The 18,761-nt window shown below is 71.6% G+C and carries 14 protein-coding genes and 1 pseudogene; 6 read left to right on the top strand and 9 right to left on the bottom strand.

Features of this window, described 5'->3' with window-relative positions; genetic code table 11:
• Positions 1-28: 28 nt before the first annotated feature.
• The 6 genes from ACFVH2_RS22920 to ACFVH2_RS22895 all read right to left on the bottom strand — a co-directional run bounded on the left by ACFVH2_RS22920 (position 29) and on the right by ACFVH2_RS22895 (position 5,227).
• Positions 29-883, bottom strand: coding sequence for an acyl-CoA thioesterase (locus ACFVH2_RS22920; RefSeq protein WP_378426389.1), 855 nt, complete (start codon positions 881-883; stop codon positions 29-31).
• Positions 884-1,017: 134 nt separating this feature from the next.
• Positions 1,018-1,440, bottom strand: a complete 423-nt coding sequence (locus ACFVH2_RS22915) for a MaoC/PaaZ C-terminal domain-containing protein (RefSeq protein ID WP_378426391.1) — start codon at positions 1,438-1,440, stop codon at positions 1,018-1,020.
• Complete coding sequence (locus ACFVH2_RS22910; protein ID WP_378426392.1) at positions 1,437-1,859, bottom strand: MaoC family dehydratase N-terminal domain-containing protein; 423 nt, start codon at positions 1,857-1,859, stop codon at positions 1,437-1,439. Before ACFVH2_RS22910 ends, ACFVH2_RS22915 begins: the two co-directional genes overlap by 4 nt.
• Positions 1,856-2,758, bottom strand: a complete 903-nt coding sequence (locus ACFVH2_RS22905) for an SDR family NAD(P)-dependent oxidoreductase (protein WP_378426394.1) — start codon at positions 2,756-2,758, stop codon at positions 1,856-1,858. The genes ACFVH2_RS22910 and ACFVH2_RS22905 overlap by 4 nt, the downstream gene beginning before the upstream one ends.
• Positions 2,759-2,820: 62 nt before the next feature.
• Entirely contained in the window at positions 2,821-4,011 is a 1,191-nt protein-coding gene (locus tag ACFVH2_RS22900; protein ID WP_378426396.1) for a lipid-transfer protein, read from the bottom strand.
• A gap of 61 nt (positions 4,012-4,072) precedes the next feature.
• Positions 4,073-5,227, bottom strand: coding sequence for an acyl-CoA dehydrogenase family protein (locus ACFVH2_RS22895; protein WP_378426397.1), 1,155 nt, complete (start codon positions 5,225-5,227; stop codon positions 4,073-4,075).
• 468 nt (positions 5,228-5,695) lie between these two features.
• On the opposite strand from ACFVH2_RS22895, the gene ACFVH2_RS22890 reads away from it, so the two are divergent.
• Both ACFVH2_RS22890 and ACFVH2_RS22885 read left to right on the top strand, forming a co-directional pair.
• Positions 5,696-5,866, top strand: coding sequence for a DUF2613 domain-containing protein (locus ACFVH2_RS22890; RefSeq protein ID WP_378426399.1), 171 nt, complete (start codon positions 5,696-5,698; stop codon positions 5,864-5,866).
• 43 nt (positions 5,867-5,909) lie between these two features.
• Complete coding sequence (locus ACFVH2_RS22885; RefSeq protein ID WP_378426401.1) at positions 5,910-10,289, top strand: alpha-(1->3)-arabinofuranosyltransferase family protein; 4,380 nt, start codon at positions 5,910-5,912, stop codon at positions 10,287-10,289.
• Positions 10,290-10,312: 23 nt separating this feature from the next.
• Here the strand turns inward: ACFVH2_RS22885 and ACFVH2_RS22880 are convergent.
• A pseudogene (locus tag ACFVH2_RS22880) lies at positions 10,313-11,359 on the bottom strand (acyltransferase family protein); the annotation flags it as partial.
• Positions 11,360-11,567: 208 nt separating this feature from the next.
• Between ACFVH2_RS22880 and ACFVH2_RS22875 the strand changes: the two are divergent.
• On the top strand, positions 11,568-12,761 hold the full coding sequence (locus ACFVH2_RS22875; protein ID WP_378426403.1) for a DUF3068 domain-containing protein: 1,194 nt from the start codon (positions 11,568-11,570) through the stop codon (positions 12,759-12,761).
• A gap of 95 nt (positions 12,762-12,856) precedes the next feature.
• On the top strand, positions 12,857-13,612 hold the full coding sequence (locus ACFVH2_RS22870) for a Mut7-C RNAse domain-containing protein (RefSeq protein WP_378426405.1): 756 nt from the start codon (positions 12,857-12,859) through the stop codon (positions 13,610-13,612).
• Here the strand turns inward: ACFVH2_RS22870 and ACFVH2_RS22865 are convergent.
• Positions 13,518-14,786, bottom strand: coding sequence for a polysaccharide biosynthesis protein (locus ACFVH2_RS22865; RefSeq protein ID WP_378426406.1), 1,269 nt, complete (start codon positions 14,784-14,786; stop codon positions 13,518-13,520). The two genes, ACFVH2_RS22870 and ACFVH2_RS22865, sit on opposite strands and share 95 nt — an antisense overlap.
• Before the next feature lie 32 nt (positions 14,787-14,818).
• On the opposite strand from ACFVH2_RS22865, the gene ACFVH2_RS22860 reads away from it, so the two are divergent.
• Entirely contained in the window at positions 14,819-16,624 is a 1,806-nt protein-coding gene (locus tag ACFVH2_RS22860; RefSeq protein ID WP_378426408.1) for a hypothetical protein, read from the top strand.
• Here the strand turns inward: ACFVH2_RS22860 and ACFVH2_RS22855 are convergent.
• Entirely contained in the window at positions 16,559-17,788 is a 1,230-nt protein-coding gene (locus tag ACFVH2_RS22855) for a glycosyltransferase family 4 protein (protein WP_378426410.1), read from the bottom strand. The two genes, ACFVH2_RS22860 and ACFVH2_RS22855, sit on opposite strands and share 66 nt — an antisense overlap.
• Positions 17,789-17,937: 149 nt before the next feature.
• Here ACFVH2_RS22855 and ACFVH2_RS22850 point away from each other — a divergent pair, with 149 nt between their 5' ends.
• Entirely contained in the window at positions 17,938-18,693 is a 756-nt protein-coding gene (locus ACFVH2_RS22850) for a class I SAM-dependent methyltransferase (RefSeq protein WP_378426440.1), read from the top strand.
• The last annotated feature ends 68 nt before the right edge of the window (positions 18,694-18,761 follow it).

The raw sequence follows: 18,761 nt of genomic DNA, 5'->3' as shown, positions 1-18,761 counted from the left end.
GGCCGCACGGCGGCCGGATCTGAACCGCTCAGCCCGCGCCGGCAGGGATCGGTGTCGATCCGCGGAGCGAACGCAGGACTATCTCCTGCGTTGTCGTGGCGATCAATTCGCCCTGCCGGCTCCAGATTTCACCGAAAGTGTGTCCGCGCCCGTCCCCGGACACCCGGCTGCGCTGGGTGTAGAGCATCCACTGGTCGGCACGGCACTGTTGGTGGAACCACATCGCGTGATCGAGCGAGGTCGAGAACACGGTCGAGGGGTCCTGCGCCGCCGAAGGCGAATGACCGACCACCGCCGTTCGGGCCATTGCCAGATCCGACAGGAAGGTGAGCGCGCAGTCGTGCCCCGCGGGCGACGGATCCCCCGCGAAGCGGATCCACAGTGCACGTCGGGACTCACCGGGTTCGTCCGCCAGGGATTCCGCGGGAACGGGCCGGATCTCGGCGGCCCGCCCGACGGGTGAGGATTCATTCAGGTTCGTCCAGGTCCGATCCGACACGGCCCTGATATCGGCGAGGAGCTCCGGCTCGGGCACCTTCGGCATCGCCGTGTGCCGGCGCGAATCGCTCTCCGGCACCTTGAACGATGCGGTCATCGTGAGGATGGCGTCCGACCCCTGCCAGGCGGTGACCGCGCGGAGATCGTAGGAGTTTCCGTCCTTGATCCGCTGCACCGCGTACCTGACCTCGCGGTCCGGGCGACCCCGGCTCGGGAAGTAGGCGTGCAGTGAGTGCACCGACCGGCCGTCCCGGATGGTGCGTTGCACCGCGGCCAGCGCCTGCGCGGCGACCTGGCCGCCGAATGCCCGGCCGGGCGAGCCCTCGCGGGACATGCCGCGAAACTCGTCCGGGCCGACCATGTCCACGTGGAACAACTCGTGCATACAGTTCCTCTCACTCCACGTCGGAGGTTTCCGATTCCACGGAACCGTGTTCCGTGAACGAAGTCCAATAGCAATTGCCGAACCGACCGATCGAAAGTCGCTATCGATCGGTCGGCCGCATCGCACCCTCGCCATCAGTCCAGCAGGAACTCCGCGTCGCCGACGAGCGCGGCGACGCCGGTCTGCCGCGCACACGTCACCTCGACCCTGGCGCGACGTCCATCCGCGGCCTGCCATACCTCGACCACGGTCGCGCTGCAGGTGAGTTCGTCACCGGGCCAAACCTTTTCAGCGAAGCGGATCTTGAACCGACGAAGGTTCTCGACGCCGAGCCACTCGGTGGCGTAGCTGGCCAGCATGCCGGCCTGGAGCATGCCGACGGAGAACACACTGGGGAATCCGGTCTCCCGCGCGAAGGTCTCGTCGTGGTGCAGTGGATGGAAATCACCCGAGGCACCCTGGTACTTGACGAAGTCCGTGCGCGTCAGCGGCGGGTAGGTCCGGGGCGGCGCCTGGTCGCCGACCGCGACTGTCGTCGTGCTGGTGGTCGTGGTCATTTGCCCTCCTCGGATCCGTCCGGCTTGCCGGTCTCGATGATGGTGCTGTTCTGTTCCGCGACCAGATTTCCGCTCTCGTCACGGAATTCGGTGATCATCTTCGCGAAGGTCATCACACCGCCGCGCTTGCCGGGCTTGGTGAACGTCTCGCCGATCCGGGTCTCGGCGGTGAGCGTCCGACCGGCGCGGGGAAGCGGACCGTGGAAGACGTACTCCTCCTCGCCGTGCAGGATGCGACGACGGTCGAATCCCAGTTTCGCGAAGCCTGACTGATCGGCCGGCTCCCAGATCATCCGGGCGCTGGTGAGCATCGTCGGCGGGATGACGGCGTCCGCGCCGTCATGGACCGGGCTCTCCGCCTTCACCGCGCGCGCGAACTCGCGGATCTTGCTGTAGTCGAGCGGGAACTGGTAGCTCACTTGGTCGCTCCCTCGACCGGCGGGATGCCCGCGCGCCGGGTGTCGACCGACTTGGGGAACGAGTCGTCGCCGAGAACCTTGGACAGTTCGGCGACGTCCCACTGCCGGTTCTCGCGGACCTCGTGAGAAATCGAGTAGCCGCCGTACAGGCCGACGTAACCGCCGTAGACCCCGAACACCTGGCCGGTGAACGCGCACTCCGCGCTCGACAGGTATGCCACCAGGGGCGCGCAGTTGGCCGGGTTGTAGCGGTCGAACACGTCCGCGTCGACCGGCTCGCCGACGATGTCCTGCAGGCCGGGGGTCGCCTTGACCGGCTCCGTCCGGGCGACCGGTGCGATGGCGTTGGCCCGCACCCCGAAACGCTCCAGCTCCCGGGACGCGTTGACCACCTGGATTGCCAGTCCCGCCTTCGCGGCGGAGTAGTTCCACTGCCCGTAGTTGCCGTGCAGGCCCGAGCCGGAGCTGGTGTTGACGATGGTCCGCACGTCCTGCACACCGGCCTTGGCCTGGTCCCGCCAGTACCTGGCGGCGGCCCGGGTGGTCGAGAAGGCGCCCTTGAGGTGTACCGCGACCACCGAGTCGAACTCCTCCTCGGTCATGTTCCAGAGCATTGCGTCGCGGATCACGCCCGCGTTGTTGACCACGGCGTTCAGCGTGCCGAACGTCGATACCGCCGCCTCGGTCAGCTGCTCGCCGACGGCCATGTCCGCCACGGAGCCCTCCACCGCGACCGCCGAACCACCCGCGGCGACGATCTCGTCGGCCACCGCCTGCGCACCGCGCAGGTCGTTGACGACGACGGCGGCACCCTCGGCGGCCATCAGCAGTGCGTGTTCGCGTCCCAGTCCGCCGCCCGCACCGGTGACGATGGCGACGCGTCCGTCCAATTGACCCATGATGTGTCCTTTCTTCTGTCACGCCGCGAATCGGCGCCTGAAATGCTTTGGTGCAGTGAGTTTTACGAGACCTTCTGATACAGCGTGACGACCCCGGCGCCGCCGAGACCCAGGTTGTGCTGGAGGGCGACGGTCGCCCCGTCCACCTGCCGGGCCCCGGCCTCGCCGCGGAGCTGCCACACCAGTTCGGCGCACTGCGCCAGCCCGGTGGCACCGAGTGGATGCCCCTTGGACAGCAATCCGCCACTGGGGTTGACCACGACCCGGCCGCCATAGGTGTTGTCCCCGTCGAGGATGAACTTCTCGGCGCCGCCCTCCCCGACCAGGCCGAGCGCCTCGTAACAGAGCACCTCGTTGACGGTGAAGCAGTCGTGCAGCTCGACGACCCGGATGTCGGCGGGGTCGACCCCGGACGTCTCGTAGACCTCGGCGGCGGCGGTGCGGGTGATGTCGGCACCGACGACCTTGAGCATGTCGTCCTCGGTGAATACGTCGGGCGAGTCGGTGACCAGCGACTGGGCGGCGATCGCCACGCCCGGGGCGAGACCGTGCGCGCGGGCGAAGTCCTCGCTGCACACGATCGCGGCACCCGCCCCGCAGGTGGGCGGGCACGCCTGGAGGCGGGTCAGCGGGCCGTACAGCGCGGGCGAACCCAGCACCTCCTCCTCGGTGACCGGGTCCCGGAACACCGCGAACGGGTTGTTCGCCGCGTGCCGGCGGGACTTGACCGAGATCTTGGCCAGGGTCTCCGGTGCCATGCCGTACCGCTCGATGTACTCGCGCCCGGCGGCCCCGAAGTACTGCATGGCCATCGACGGGTTGTCCCGGTCCACGCCGAAGGTGCGGTCGAGCACCTCGGCGTGACGGCCCATCGGCGCGGGCCGATCGCCCCACTGGTTGACCAGGGCGCCCGGGCGCATCTGCTCGAATCCCACGGCCAGCGCGCACTCGACGGCGCCGGACTCGACGGCCTGGCGGGCCAGCCACAGCGCGGACGATCCGGTCGCACAGTTGTTGTTGACGTTGACGATCGGGATGCGGGTCATGCCGACCGAGTAGAGGGCCCGCTGACCGCTGGTGGAATCACCGTAGACGTAGCCCGCGTACGCCTGCTGGACCGTGTCGTAACCCAGGCCGGCATCGTCGAGCGCGGCCCGAACGGCCTTCGCCCCCATCTCGAAATAGTCCTCGCTGCGGCCCGGCTTGCTGAACGGGATCATGCCGACGCCTGCCACCAGTACTCTGCGACTCATCGTTGCTCCTTGGTACGTTTCGGATGTTCGAGTGAAATCTCTTGCGCCCCATGCAGAATCACTAGAGGCCGATGTCCTTCGCGATGATCGTCTTCATGACCTCGCTGGTGCCGCCGTAGATCCGGCTGACCCGGGTGTCCGCGTACAGGCGGGCGATCGGGTACTCGAGGATGTAGCCGTAACCGCCGTGCAGCTGCAGGCACTTGTCGATCACCCGGCCCGCCGTCTCGGTGCAGAACAGCTTGATCACCGCCGCGTCCGCCGCGGTGAGCTCACCGGACTCGTCCAGCTCCAGGCCCTTGTCCACCAGCGCCTGCGCCGCGGTCACCTCGGTCGAGCACTCGGCGAGCACGAACTTGGTGTTCTGGAAGGACGCGACGGGTTTGCCGAACACGTGCCGGTCCGACACGTACTCGCGGGCGAACTCGACCGCCGCCGCGGCCGCCGCGGTCTGACCGACACCGATCGACAGGCGTTCGCGCGGCAGGTTCTGGCCCAGGTAGTCGAAACCCCTGTCCTGCTCGCCGAGCAGATTCTCCACCGGCACCACGACATCGGTGAAGGACAGTTCATTGGTGTCGGACGCCTTCATACCGATCTTGTCGAGCTTGCGCCCGAATGCGAAGCCCGGACTGTCGATGGGCACCACCAACAGGCTCAGACCGAATCGCCGATCCTCGGTCGGGGCGGCGGTGCGGGCGGCAACCACACACAGTTCGGAGTTGCGGGCACCGGTGATGAAAGTCTTCGCGCCGTTGAGGACGTAATGGGTACCGTCCTCGGACAGCTGCGCAACGGTCTTGATGCCGGCCAGGTCCGACCCGGTGCCCGGCTCGGTCATCGCGATGCACAGCATCGTCTCGCCCGACGCCACACCCGGCAGCCAGCGCTTTCTCTGCTCCTCGTTCGCCAGCCGCAGCAGATAGGGCAGCACGATGCCGATGCTGACGCCGTAGTGGCCGAAGCTCACCGCGGCACGGGCGGTTTCCTCCTGCATGACCGCCTGGAATTTGAAGCTGGTCGGGCCCGATCCGCCGTACTCCTCGGGGATGTCGAAGCCAGTCGCACCCAGCGCGCCCAGCTCGAGGAACAGCTCGCGCGGCACCTGGTTCGCAGCCTCCCAGTCCGCGTAGTGCGGCGACACCTCCTTCGCGATGAACTGTCGGATGGTCTCCCGGAACGCCTCGTGGTCGGCGTTGTAGACAGTCCGTTTCATGGCATCTCTCCTGCTGGTACGTGAGGTTGAGGAACGGGAGCGCGGACCCGTCGGCACCAGCCGGATTCCGGCTGCCGACGCGGGTCGTGTGACTGCGCCCCGGCCGCCCCTTCCGAAAGGACGGACCGCGCGGCGACGAGACTGGAACCGCCGCCAACTGATGGTGCGATCTTCGATTAGTACATATTCACTTCTATCGATGAACACACAGCTTGTCAAGCCTCTTGCATGACCCAATTAGCGACTCGAATTTCAATTCGAATGCCGTCCGAGGACGGGCGGCGCGGGACCGGCGGGCACTGCGCGGCCGCGCAGATCGACGTCGCCGGAGCCGACCGCCTGGCCACCGCCGTCGGTCGAGACGCCCACGCCGCTCCAAACAGCGCCAGCGGCCCCTCCCTGCGGACCCCGGGTGATACCTTGACGCGAAACGTTTTCAGCCAGGCAGAAACAAATGGGAGATCCGAGATGAAGTTCCTTGTCCCCGGCGTGGCAAGTGCAGTGATCGGCGCGGTCCTCGGACTCGGCACCGTCTTCGGGATCACCGCTGCCGCCTCGGACAACACCCGTCCGGAGATCGACCGCAGCGGCAACGCCAATTCCTCCCTGCTGAACCAGGTTGAGTACGGCAGCCGTTAACAGCTCCTCGAAGACGACTTCCAGCTCGTCCCCGACGTCCGGGGTGCCGAACACCGCGCCGCTGTCGCGGCGGTGGCTGTTCGGCTCCTCGGCCGTCGCCTTCGTACTGGCGTTCCTGCAGTCCCCCGGACTGCTCGTCGCCGACACCAAGTACGACCTCACGCAGAACCCACTCGGGTTCCTCGCCCGCGCCTCGCACCAGTGGTCCAGTCAGGCACCCCTCGGCCAGGTGCAGAACCAGGCGTACGGCTACTTCTTCCCGCACGGTGCGTTCTTCGCCCTCGGCCAGCTCGCGCACATTCCACCGTGGATCACCCAGCGGGTCTGGTGGGCGTTGCTGCTGATCGCCGGCTTCTGGGGCATGATCCGGCTCGCCGAAGCCCTCGGTGTCGGCAGTCGTAGCTCGCGCATCGTCGCGGCACTGGCGTTCGCGCTGGCCCCGCGGGTGCTGACCACCCTCGGCTCCATCTCCTCCGAGACCCTGCCGATGATGCTGGCGCCGTGGGTACTGCTACCCGTGGTGCGGGCGCTCGGCCCGGTGAGTCCATTCGGCCCGCCGGGGGGCCGGAAGGACTCACGGGTGGCGGAGCTGCCTCGCCTGGCGGCGCAGTCCGCGGTCGCGGTGGCGCTGATGGGCGCCGTCAACGCAGTCGCCACCGGCGCCGCCTGCCTGGTCGCCGGCCTGTGGTGGGCCAGCCACCGGCCGAACCGACGCTGGTGGCGCTTCACCGCGTGGTGGATCCCGCTATGCCTGGTCGCCGTCGTCTGGTGGATCGTGCCGCTGCTGCTGCTCGGCAAGGTCAGCCCGCCGTTCCTCGACTACATCGAGTCCTCGGGTGTCACCACCCAGTGGACCAGCCTCACCGAGGTGCTGCGCGGCACCGACAGCTGGACCCCGTTCGTCTCCCCCGAGCGCATCGCCGGCGCGGTGCTGGTGACCCAGCCCGCCGCCGTGGTCGCGACGGGGCTGATCGCCGCCGCGGGCCTGGCCGGTCTGGCGATGCGTTCCATGCCCGCCAAGGGCAGGCTGGTGCTCGTCCTGTTCGTCGGGCTCGCCGGACTGGCGGCAGGCTATGTCGGCGAACTCGGTTCCCCGTTCGCCGACACCGTGCGGGTGTTCCTCGACTCCGGGGGCGCGCCGCTGCGCAATGTGCACAAGCTCGAACCGCTGGTCCGGCTCCCGCTCGCGCTCGGCCTCGCGCACCTGCTCGCGAAGGTCCCGCTGCCCGGCTCGGTCCCGGCAGCCCGCTGGCGCAGCGCGTTCGCGCACCCCGAACGCGAACCGATGGTGGCCGTCACCAGCCTGATCCTGGTCGCGCTCACCCTGTCCACCTCGCTGGCCTGGACCGGTCGGCTCGCGCCGCGCGGCGCCTACGACTCGGTGCCGGGCTACTGGCACGAGGCGGCGGACTGGCTGAGCGCGAACGCGGGCGGCACCTCGCCCGACGGGTCCGACGCGCAGCGGGCGCTGGTCGTCCCCGGCGCGCCGTTCGCCACCCAGGTCTGGGGCCTGACCCGCGACGAGCCCCTCCAGGCGTTGGCGACCACCCCGTGGGCGGTGCGGGACGCGGTGCCGCTGGTGCCGCCGGGCGCGATCCGGGCACTCGACTCGGTGCAGCGCCTGATCGCCGACGGCAGCCCGTCCGACGGGCTCGCCGAAACCCTGCTGGGCCAGGGCATCAGCTACCTCGTGGTGCGCAACGACCTGGACCCCGAGACGTCCCGCTCGACGCGACCGCTGCTGGTGCACCAGGCGGTGGAGGGCTCCCCCGGGCTGTCCCGGGTGGCGCAGTTCGGCGAGGACGTCGGCCCGGGCCACGTGGACGGCTTCGTCGCCGACGGCGACCTGCGACCCCGGTACCCCGCCGTCGAGATCTACCGCGTCGGCGATCCACACCGGAACGACACCGTCGCCTCCGGCCCGTTCACCGTCGACATGGCCGCCGTGCCCGTCGTGCAGGGCGGACCGGAGTCGTTGCAGCGCTTGAACTCCCGACGCGAACCGGGCGACACCCCGACCGCCGGACCGGTGCTGCTCGCCGCCGACGCCGCCCGCGCCGGACTGCCGGTCAGCTCCGTCACCGTGACCGACACCCCCACCGACCGGGAGACCGACTACGGCCAGGTCGACAACCACAGTTCCGCGCTGCGCGGACCCGACGACCCGCGGCGCACCTACAACCTGGTGCCCGACTACCCGGTCGACGGCGCCCCGCTGGTGACCGGGGTGTGGGACGGCGCCCGGATCAGCGTGTCCAGCTCCGCCGCGGACGCCACCCAGCTCGGTGGGACCGCACCGGGCAGCGGCCCGGCCGCCGTGGTGGACGACGACCAGGCCACCGGCTGGTTCAGCAACGGCCTCGAGAGCGCACTCGGGCAGTGGCTCCGGCTCGACTTCGACCATCCCGTCCGCGCCGGGCTGCTGCACCTCCGGACCAGCCCGGCCGCGCTCGGCGTCCCGGTCAAGCAGCTCGAGGTCACCACCGCGAACGGCAGCACCGCGGTTCGGGTCGGCAAGCCGGGCGACCTGTTGACCGTCTCGCTGCCGCCCGGTGAGACCGACTGGGTCAAGATCACCGCCACCAGGACCGAGGACGGTTCGGTGGGAACCCAGTTCGGCATCAGCGAGGTGTCCGTCGAGGACTACACGGACCGGGATCACCCGGTGACCGTGCCGATCCGTCACCGGACCGTGCTGCCGCCCACTCCCGCGGGGGCGACCGTCGACGCCTGGGACCTCGGTCAGGAACTGCCCGGCCGCACCGGCTGCGTGGACGCGGCCGACCGAGTGCGCTGCGGCCGCGGCCTGGCCATGCAGCCCGAGGAGCTGAGCTCGTTCGAACGGACGCTGTCGGTGCCCGCCGACACCACCGTCACCCCGCGACTGCTGGTGCGCTCGCGCCAGGGCCCGGCGCTGGAGTCGCTGCTGGCCGACCCGACCCGTGTCCGGTCCGTCGGCGAGTCCGAGGTCGGCGACGTCCGCGGCTCGGCCGCCGCCGCGACCGACGGCGACGTCCGCACCAGCTGGATCGCAGCCACCGACAGCACCACCGGCAAGGGCCCGAAACCGACTGTCACGCTGCACCTTCCACACCCCGTCCTGGTGACGGGCCTCGACCTGACGCCCAGCCTCGGCGCGTTGCCCGCGAAGGCGACCGCGGTGGCCGTGGACCTGGGTACCGGACCGCAGGTCCGCGAGATCCGGGACGACCGGGTGCGGCTCGAACCCGCCGTCACCGACCGCATCGTGCTCAGTGTGACCGCCTGGGACGACGTGCTCGACCAGACCGCGTTCGGTTTCGCCCAGGCGCAGCCGACCGGGTTCGCCGAGATCGGCGTGCTCACCGCAGGACCCGGCGGCCGGGACGTGCCGGTGCCCGGCACCGGACCGGACCCGGCGGCCGTCACCGAGCGGACCGTCACCGTCGGCTGCGCGGACGGCCCGGTGATCTCCTTCGCCGGCCAGGTGCGACGCACCACGGTGACTGCGACGGCCCTGCAGTTGCGTTCCGGCGCACCCGTTCCCGCGACCGTGTGCGGCGACCCGGCCGCCGCCCTGCCCGCGGGCGAACAGTCCGTGCTGGTCTCCCCCGGACCGGCCTTCTTCGTCGACGGCCTGCGCCTCGACTCGACGGCGGCCGCCGAGTCCCCGCGGGCCGCGGCTGCCCGACCCGAGACGCCGGTGCCCACCACCGCCTGGACTGCCAACCACCGCGAGCTGGCCTTCACCGCCGCCGACCGCGACCGGCTGCTGGTGATCCCGGAGTCGCAGAACGTCGGCTGGGTCGCCACCGCGCCCGACGGCACCGAACTGTCCCCGGTGGTGGTCAACGGATGGCAGCAGGGCTGGGTCGTCCCCGCGGGCACCGACGGCACCGTCACCCTCGACTTCCCGACCGACCGCTGGTACCGGCTGGGCATCGCGGGCGGACTGCTGGCGCTGGTCCCGCTGTTCGCCCTCGCGCTCTGGCCGCGCAGGCGCCGTCCGTCAGGCCCCGCCGAGCCGGCGGTACCCCCGCTCGGCCCCGCCCCGCGCACCTGGCGCAGCACCACCGCCGGCTACCTCGGCGTGCTGGCCCTGGCCACGGTGGTCGCGGGCTGGCCCGGCGTGGCGGTCACGGCCGGCGTGACCGCGCTCGCACTGACAGTCCGACGGCTCCGCGGACCGGCCGCGGCCGCCCGGACCCTGGTCGGGCTTGCCGGCCTCGGCACCGTGACCGGCGCCGCGCTGCTCTCCACCGGGCCGTGGCGCGCGCCCGGCGGGTACGTCGGGCACGCCGGACCCGTTCAGTTCGCGGCGCTGGTCGCGGTGGTCGCGGTCGGGCTGGCCGCGGTCCCGTTGTCGCGGCCGGCCGTGCGCGCCGCACGGCGGCTCTCCCGGCGGCTCAGCGCCAGCCGCGCCGGCTCCTCGACCAGCGCGTAGCTGGCCGAGGCCACCGCCAGGCTCAGGACGACGGTCACCACCAGCACGAACGGGAACTGCCCTTGGAACGGCAGGATGCCGAAGACCGGGAACACGATCGAGAGCACCACGAGATGCCAGATGAACACTCCGTACGACCAGCGACCGACCGCGAGGGCGACCGGGCCCGCAATCCACCGGTGGGCCCGGCCGGAGTCGAAGACCAGCGGCGCGAGCAGGGCGAACGCCAGCACCGCACCGAGCAGGATCTTCGTCGTGTACTGCCACGGCGCGGCCCGCACCAATCCCTCCGGACCGGCCAGGTCGGTGCACGCGAGCGCGAAGGCGGTCACGGCGATCGCGGCCATCACGCCACGGCGCCGGGCCAGCCGGTGCACCGGGCCGTCCGGGAGCATGGCCAGCTCCGCGAGCAGCATGCCCGCGCCGAACCACGGCAGGTACCCGGGCAACCAGTTGTCGGAATGGATGCCGTCCGGCGTGGGTACGGGAACGAACACCCAGCCGAGGCTGGCGGTGGCCGCGCCGAGCAGCACCGGGATCCGCCACCGGGCGGCGGGCCCGCGCAGCCGGGCCAGGGCCAGCGCGATCAGCGGCAGCAGCACGTAGAACGCGACCTCGACCGACAGGCTCCACATCTGGGTCAGGCCGTCGGTGAGGGTGAGCGGCACGAACACCTGCGCCAGGCCCAGGTTCGCCGCCCACACCCGCCAGCCGGTGCCCGCCGCGGGCAGGAACAGCAGCACCACGACCACGACCACCCAGTACGCGGGCAGGATGCGCACCGCCCGGTGCAGGAAGTAGCGCCCGGTCGCCGGTGACCTGCCCAGCCCGCGGGCCGCGGCGGCGTGCGGTCGCCACAGCAGGAAGCCCGAGAGCGCGAAGAACACCGCGACCGCGAGGTCGAAGCGCCCCCACACCCGGCCCAGCACGGGGGTCGAACCCGACCCGGTCTGGAAGGCCACGTGGGTGATCACGACGCCGATCGCGGCCAGTCCACGCATTCCGTCGAGCGCTGGAACGAAACCCCGGACCGGTCCGACCGGCGGTGCGGGCGTTGCATTGGTATCCATTTGGCGTCCAGTGTGCCCCTGGGTGGCCGGAGCGCGGCACGGAGCCGACTTTCCTTACGGCGTCCGATATCCGGCGTGCCAGCTCATCGGGACCGCCGACACTGTTACTGTCTGGCTCACTGAGTGTCACGATTCGGGCACTCTGCGCTCGGCGCGGCGCACAGTCGTGCCACGGGGACGGCTCATCGGAGACGAAGGAGATTCACAGATGGCGGAACGCTCAGGGCCGAGCAGGACACTCGCCTGCATTCTGGTGGGGCTCGGCGCATTCCTACTGGCAGCCGCACTGCTGATCCCGACGTACACGGTGGGCAAGCTCAAGAAGACACCGCTGGATCTCGAGGTCACCACCGTCGCCACCGGCAACGGCGACGTCCTCGACGCGAAGTCGCTGGCCGCGGGCAAGGCCGTCGTCAACACCAACGTGCCGCTCGTCGCGCAGCGCTATGTCACCGTCGTCGACCCGTCCAACGCCACCGACATCACCGTGCAGGCCGGTCAGACGCTGCGTCGCACCGACAAGCAGGGCGACACCGGCCTGCTCACCGCGACCGTCGACACCGTGACGGACGACCGCGTCAGCGCGATGCCGGTCCCGGGCGGGGTCAGCACCATCCAGACCGACGCGAACAAGCCCGCCGACGAGGTCGAGCGCGACGGCCTGCAGTACAAGTGGCCGTTCGACGCCGAGAAGAAGACCTACCCGTACTTCGACATCAACGCCCGTAAGACTCAGGACATCGACTTCGTCGAGGAGACCGAGATCAACGGGATGAAGGTGTACCACTACAACCAGAAGATCGCGCCCGTCGACCTGTCCAAGGTGGTCGCCTCGCCGACGAACAAGCTGACCCTCCCCGCCGCCACCTGGGGCGTCGAGGGCGGCGAGGCCCCGGTCACGATGAGCCGGTGGTACACCAACGAGCGCGACACCTGGGTCGACCCGGTCACCGGCGTCGTCGTCAAGGGCCAGGAGAAGCTGTACCAGTACTACGCCCGCACGGCCGACAAGCCCGAGGTGACGGTGCTCAAGGCGACCCTGCCGTTCGACGAGAACACCATCGAGTACCAGATCCAGCAGGCCAAGGACGGCCAGGACAAGCTGGCGACCTTCGGCCGCACCGTGCCGATCGTCGCGGGCATCCTCGGCGTCATCGCACTGATCGCGGGCATCTACCTCGGGACCCGCGGCCGCGGCCCGAAGCAGCCCGCCACCGAGGACGGTCCCGCCACCACCCCGGACGCGCCCGCCGTCGACCTCGACAAGGGCAACTACTCCGGCTACGACTCCCAGGACGCCGAGACGGAGATGATCCCGCGGCAGGACTGGACCACGGATCAGACGGAGCAGTTCCCCGCCGTCGACCCGCGCGAGCAGGATCCGCCGACCACCCGGCTGTAACCCACGCTTCGACCGAAAGGGCCCGCACTCGTCTCGAGTGCGGGCCCTTTCGTCTGCCCGCCGCAGGCGTACGTTGGCGGTGGAACGGTCGATCGATGCGTGCACCCCGGCACCACTGCGAGTTCCGCTTCTACGAGGAGCTGAACGACTTCCTGGCGCCCGCGCTGCGCAAGCGGACCTTCCCGCACTCCTTCGACGGCACGCCCTCGGTCAAGGACCGGATCGAGTCGTTGGGCGTGCCGCACACCGAGGTGGACCTGGTTCTCGTGGACGGCATCTCGGTCGGCTTCGACCGTCGGTTGCGCGGCGGCGAGCGGGTCGCGGTGTACCCGGTGTTCGAACGGCTCGACCTGACCGGGGTCACCCGGCTGCGCCCGCGACCGCTGCGCGAGCCCCGCTTCGTCCTCGACGTGCACCTCGGCCGGCTCGCGTCCTACCTGCGACTGCTCGGATTCGACTGCCGCTACCGCAACGACCTCGACGACGACGAACTGCTGGCGATCTCGCTGGCCGAGTCGCGGACACTGCTCACCCGCGACGTCGGACTGCTCGGCCGGGCCGCCCTCACCCACGGCGCCTTCGTGCACGAGACCGACCCCCGGCGTCAACTGCGCGAAGTGCTCGATCGATTCCAGTTACATTCGCAGACAATGCCTTTCACTCGATGCGCACGTTGCAACGGGATGCTCGTGCCGGTCGGCGTCGAGCAGGTGGCCGGGCAGGTGCCCGCCCAGGTCGCGCGCGAACAGACCGAGTTCAGTCGGTGCCCGGACTGCGGTCGGGTCTACTGGCCGGGCGGTCACCAGGCGCGGTTGCGCCGTCGGCTCGCGGAGGTCGGGGTGTCGCTGTGACACCGCGCAGGGCGGCGACACTCACCGCCGCCGCCGTCGCCGCGGCACAGGCCACGGTGATCAGGATCAGTTGCCGCATGCTCGACGCCACCGTGAGGATCAGCGTCACCTCGACCGCCAGCCCCACCCAGGCGACCGCCGCCAACCGGGTGCGCTCGCGCGCGATCGCGGACAGCAGCGCGCCCTGCAGCACGGCCAGGCACGCGCCGTTCAGCGCGAACACCCACAGCAGTCCCTGCACCGCCGCGTAGTCGTCGCCCAGGACCGCGGGCACGAGCGGCGCCGCGACGGCGGCCGCGACGACCGTGACCGCCCCGACCCCGACGAGGACTCCGAGCGCGGAGCGGACCGCCGCCGCGGAGTGTTCGGGGTTCGCCATCTTCGGGTACAGCACCACTCCGACCGCCGCGGGCAGCCAGAACGCGACCTTCGCGGCGACGGCACCGAGCGCGTACTGGCCTGCGTACTCGTCGTCGAGCACCACCCGCGCGAGCAGGACGTCCACCGAGGACAGCACGATCAGCGCGAGCTGGACCTGCGAGGCACGCAGGACCGCCGCCACCCCGACCGCGGGGCGCTCCGACGTCGGCCGCGGACCGGTCCCGGTGACGAGGCGTGCCACGACCGCCACCGCACCGGTCCCGACGGCGGACGCCGTCAGCGCGGCGCCGGGCCCACCGCCGAGGGCCAGCACCGCGACCGCGGGCGCCACCTTGCCGATCCCGGCCGAGGCGAGCACCACCGACAGGGCCGCGAACCTGCCCGAGCCCTGCAGCAGGCCCTGCTCACCGGACAGCAGCACCAGCAGCGGCGCGGTCAGCAGCGCCGCCGCCGTCGCCGCGACACCGGTGTCGAGGAGGGCCGCGATCGGCGCGACGAGCAGCGCGGCGAGTGCCGCGACGATCACCGCGCAGCGGGCGCCGAGCCGGCGCAGGTCGGCGGGGTCGTCGCCGAGCACCACCTGACGGGCCACGACGGTCTGCAGGGCCAGCGCCGGCACCGCGAGCACCAACTGCGAGGCCGTCAGCGCCGCGAACTCGCCGTATCCGGCGGGCCGCAGCCACCACGCGGCCAGCACCGCCAGCAGGTACGAGGCCGCGTTCGCCGTCATCGAACCGATCGTCACCATCGTCATCCCGGCCACCGCGGTGGTGGCGGGGGTCCGAGGCGTCATCCGCCTATGATCGCACCCACTACTGTCGAGCCATGATCGCGCGGCCCGCGGGGCTCTACCGGGCCGTGCCCGCCCTCTACAGCCTGGCGTTGGCGACACTGATCCTCGGACCGCTGCTCGGCCCCGGCCACCTGCTGCTGCGCGACGCCGTGAGCACCCCGCGGTCCTACATGACCGACTCGGCGCTGGGCCTGACCGACGCGGCAGCGCGCGCGGTCCCGCAGGACGCGCTGCTGGCGGCGCTGTCCGCGGTGGTGGACGGCGGGGTGGTGGTCAAGGCGATCCTGCTGGCGGCGTTGTGGCTGGCCGGGTGGGGTGCGGCCCGGATGGTGGCCGCGCTGCTCCCGACGGTCGGGCTCGGCGGGCAGCTGCTCGCGGCGACGGTGACGCTGTGGAACCCGTACGTCGCCGAGCGACTGCTGCAGGGGCATTGGAGCCTGCTCACCGGCTACGCCGCGCTGCCGTGGACCGTGCTGGCGGTGCTGCGGCTGCGGCGCACGCGCGGGCCATGGTCGTGGAGTCCGCTCGCGCTGACCCTGGCCGCGGCGGCCCTGACCCCGACCGGCGCCCTGCTCGCCGCGACGCTTGCGCTGGTCCTCGCTGCCCTGCCCGGCGGGGCCGGCGCGCGCTGGTCGCGGCTGGCGGTGACGGCGACCCTCGCCCTTCTCGCGTCGGCGCCGTGGCTGACGGCCACCGCACTGTCGGGCGCCGGGGCGCAGGGCTCGGACCCGTCCGGGGTCGCCGCGTTCGCCGCCCGCGCCGAACCCGGTCTCGGGACCGTCGGCAGCCTCGCCGGACTCGGCGGGATCTGGAACTCGGAGGCGGTGCCGGGCAGTCGGACATCGTGGTGGGCGCTGGCCGGGACCCTCGTCGTGCTGGCGATCGTCGCGTGCGGGCTGCCCGCGCTGTGGCGACGCCGCGGCAACCCGGTGCTCGTCGCGCTGGCCGGCGTCGCCGCCCTTGCCGTCGTGCTCCCCGCGCTGGGCGCCACCGGCTGGGGGTTGCAGGCGGGCGAGTGGGCGGTGACGCACGTGCCCGGTACCGGGCTGCTGCGCGACGCCCAGAAGTGGGTGGCGCTGGCGGTCCCGTTCTACGCGCTGGCCGCGGCGGCCGGGGTCGGGGCGCTGCGCAATCGCGATCGTGCGGGGCTGCGGGCGAGCGCCGGGACCGCACCGTCGCGATCGACGGCCGCCGCGACGGTCGGGGTCCTCGCGCTGCTGATCGCGCTGCCCGACCTGGCCTGGGGCGTCGGCGGGGCGCTGCGACCGGTGCACTACCCGACGTCCTGGACGAGAGTCGCGGCCGCGCTCGACGGGCAGGCGGGCGACGTCGCGGTGCTGCCCGGCGGGACGTTCCGCAGGTTCCCGTACACCGGGACCGCGCCGGTCCTCGATCCGGCGCCGCGGATGCTGCCGCTCGACGTGCCGCAGACCGGCCGGCTGCTCGTCGGGTCGCACCACGACCCGACCTTCACCGGCGCCGGCCACATCGAGATCGGCGGCGAGGGCGACCGCGCCGAACGGGTCGAGGCGATGCTGCTCTTCGGCATGGACCCGCAGTATCTGGCGGACCTCGGCGTCGGCTGGGTGCTCGTCGAACGGGACGGCGCAGGCCCGCTCGACCTCGCCGAGCACACCCTCGCGCAGCTGGAACCGGTGTTCGACGACGAACACTTGGCGCTGTACCGGGTACCCGGCGCGCTGGTGCCGCGGCCGGACCGGTCCGCGGCACGGGCCGCGTCGACTGCCGCGCACCTGGTGTGGGTCGCGCTGCTAGCCGGCGGCGCGTTCGGCTGCGTAGTCGACGGGTACCGTCGGAAGCGGTCCGATCAGGCCTGAGACGTACCGGCCCGCAGCGGATTCGGCGAGCACCGTGTGCACCCCGGCCGCCGTCTGCGTCCAGGAGAACTCCGCGGCCCGGCCGCGCGCCTTCTCGCCGAGCTCGGCGCGGCGCTCCGCGTCCACCAGCAACAGCTCGACCGCGTCCGTCAGCGCGCCCACCTCGTCGGTGGTGCCCGCGATCTCGCCGCCGACGACCAGTCCGGTCACGCCGTCGACGATCGAGTCGGTCAGGCCCCGCGAGCTGCGGTAGCCGACGGTCGGGACGCCGTGCAGGGCCGCCTCGATCACCGCGAGGCCCCAGCCTTCCTTGCGGGAGGGCATCACGTGCACCCACGCGCGGGCGAGCAGTTCGTGCTTGCGCTCCTCGTCGACGTGCCCGTGGAAGGTCACCGCGTCGGCGATCCCGAGATCGTGGGCGTGCCCGCGCAGGTTCTCCTCCCACCAGCCGCCGCCGATGACGTCGAGGTGCAGCCCGGGGGTGCGGGCCCGCAGCGCGGCGACGGCGGCGAGGGCGTCCTCGATCTGCTTGTGCGGCACCAGCCGCGAGAGCACGCAGATGCTCGGGTGCGCGGTGCGGGTGGCGTCGTCGCCGGAGCGGACGGTCGGCGGCACGGTGTCGGCACCGTTGCGGACCACCGCGACCCGCTCCGTGTCCACGCCGAGGGCGGACAGTTCCTCGGCGGACGGCAGCGAGACGGTCAGGTACTGGTTGCGACGGTGCACGCGCGGCGACAGCACCGACTCGACCCACCAGCCGATGCGCCCGATCAGTCGTCCGGCGACCGGCCACTGCTCGCGGTGGCAGTGGTGCACCAGCACGGTGATCGGCGCGCCCGCGACCACCCGCGCGAAGAACGGGATGCCGTTCTGGGTGTCGATCACGGCGTCGGGCGAGATGCCCTTGAGCGGTCCGAAGCCGAACCGGCCCGCCGCGATCGCGGCCAGCGCGCGCGGGTAGACGGTGAACCGGCCGCCGCCGCGGCTGATCCGGATGCCGTCGACGGTCTCCTCCCGCGGGGCGCCGGGATAACGGGCGGTGCGGAGGGTGACCTTGATGCCGCGCTCGGCGAGGCCGGCGCCGACCTGCTCGAGATAGCGCTCGCTGCCGCCGCCCTGCGGGTGCCCGGTGTCGCGCCAGCACAGCAACAGAACCTCGCGCACGACTTCTCCTGGACCGTCGGATGTCACGACCGCGGCGCGGCCGCTGCTCACCATATCGGCTGGCGGCCTCCGGAGGTTTCGTTACCTCCGGCCGCGGCGCGGGGTCGCGACGCCGCTCGCTAGGGTTGCCTCCCGTGACCGCGCTCCCCGTGACCCGCATCTTCGCCCGTCGGGCCACCCTCCGACGGTCGGTGGGACTGCTCTCGGACTTCCGCTACGAGCAGTCCGACCCGGACCGGTTCTACGGCGCGCTGGCCGGCGACTCGCTGGAGCTGATCGAGGACCTGTACGCGGGGATGACGGGGCAGGGCCTGGACGGTCTGACCGTTCTCGACGTCGGCGGCGGTCCGGGATACTTCGCGGACGCGTTCCGCCGCGCCGGTGCCCGGTACGTGCCGGTCGAGCCGGATCCGGCCGAGATGCACGCGGCCGGCCTGCCCAGCCACGGCGGCATCCGCGGGTCCGGGATGGCGCTGCCGCTGCGCGACGACAGCGTCGACGTCTGCTTCTCCTCCAACGTGGCCGAGCACGTCCCCGAGCCGTGGACGATGGCCGAGGAGATGCTCCGCGTCACCAAGCCGGGAGGGATGATGGTGCTCTCCTACACGCTGTGGTGGGGGCCCTTCGGCGGTCACGAGACCGGACCGTGGCACTTCCTCGGCGGCGAGTACGCGGCTCGGCGGTACGCCCGCAAGAACGGCCGCGAACCCAAGAACCGGTACGGGGTCTCGCTTTTCGCGATCGGCGCGGCGGACGGACTGCGGTGGGCGAAGTCCCAGACCGGAGGCGACGTGCTGGCCGCCTTCCCGCGCTACCACCCGAGGTGGGCGTGGTGGATGGTCCGGCTGCCGTGGCTGCGCGAGGCGCTGGTCTCGAACCTCGTCCTCGTCGTCCGCAAGAAGTAGGCGCTTCGCGCAGTGGTGCGGATGTGGAGTCCGGGGACTCCACATCCGCACCACTGCGGCGGAGCCGC

The sequence above is a fragment of the Rhodococcus sp. NPDC127527 genome (assembly GCF_042672245.1).
Lineage (GTDB): Bacteria > Actinomycetota > Actinomycetes > Mycobacteriales > Mycobacteriaceae > Rhodococcus_G.
Note: the sequence above shows the minus strand (reverse complement) of the source record. Positions and strands in the feature narration are given on the sequence as shown.

Excerpts from the sequence above, each read along its gene's own strand:
- ACFVH2_RS22870 (WP_378426405.1), top strand. The coding sequence starts at position 12,857 with ATGCGTGCACCCCGGCACCACTGCGAGTTCCGCTTCTACGAGGAGCTG.
- ACFVH2_RS22860 (WP_378426408.1), top strand. The coding sequence starts at position 14,819 with ATGATCGCGCGGCCCGCGGGGCTCTACCGGGCCGTGCCCGCCCTCTAC.
- ACFVH2_RS22920 (WP_378426389.1), bottom strand. The coding sequence starts at position 883 with ATGCACGAGTTGTTCCACGTGGACATGGTCGGCCCGGACGAGTTTCGC.
- ACFVH2_RS22915 (WP_378426391.1), bottom strand. The coding sequence starts at position 1,440 with ATGACCACGACCACCAGCACGACGACAGTCGCGGTCGGCGACCAGGCG.
- ACFVH2_RS22900 (WP_378426396.1), bottom strand. The coding sequence starts at position 4,011 with ATGAGTCGCAGAGTACTGGTGGCAGGCGTCGGCATGATCCCGTTCAGC.
- ACFVH2_RS22895 (WP_378426397.1), bottom strand. The coding sequence starts at position 5,227 with ATGAAACGGACTGTCTACAACGCCGACCACGAGGCGTTCCGGGAGACC.
- ACFVH2_RS22890 (WP_378426399.1), top strand. The coding sequence starts at position 5,696 with ATGAAGTTCCTTGTCCCCGGCGTGGCAAGTGCAGTGATCGGCGCGGTC.
- ACFVH2_RS22905 (WP_378426394.1), bottom strand. The coding sequence starts at position 2,758 with ATGGGTCAATTGGACGGACGCGTCGCCATCGTCACCGGTGCGGGCGGC.
- ACFVH2_RS22875 (WP_378426403.1), top strand. The coding sequence starts at position 11,568 with ATGGCGGAACGCTCAGGGCCGAGCAGGACACTCGCCTGCATTCTGGTG.
- ACFVH2_RS22865 (WP_378426406.1), bottom strand. The coding sequence starts at position 14,786 with ATGACGCCTCGGACCCCCGCCACCACCGCGGTGGCCGGGATGACGATG.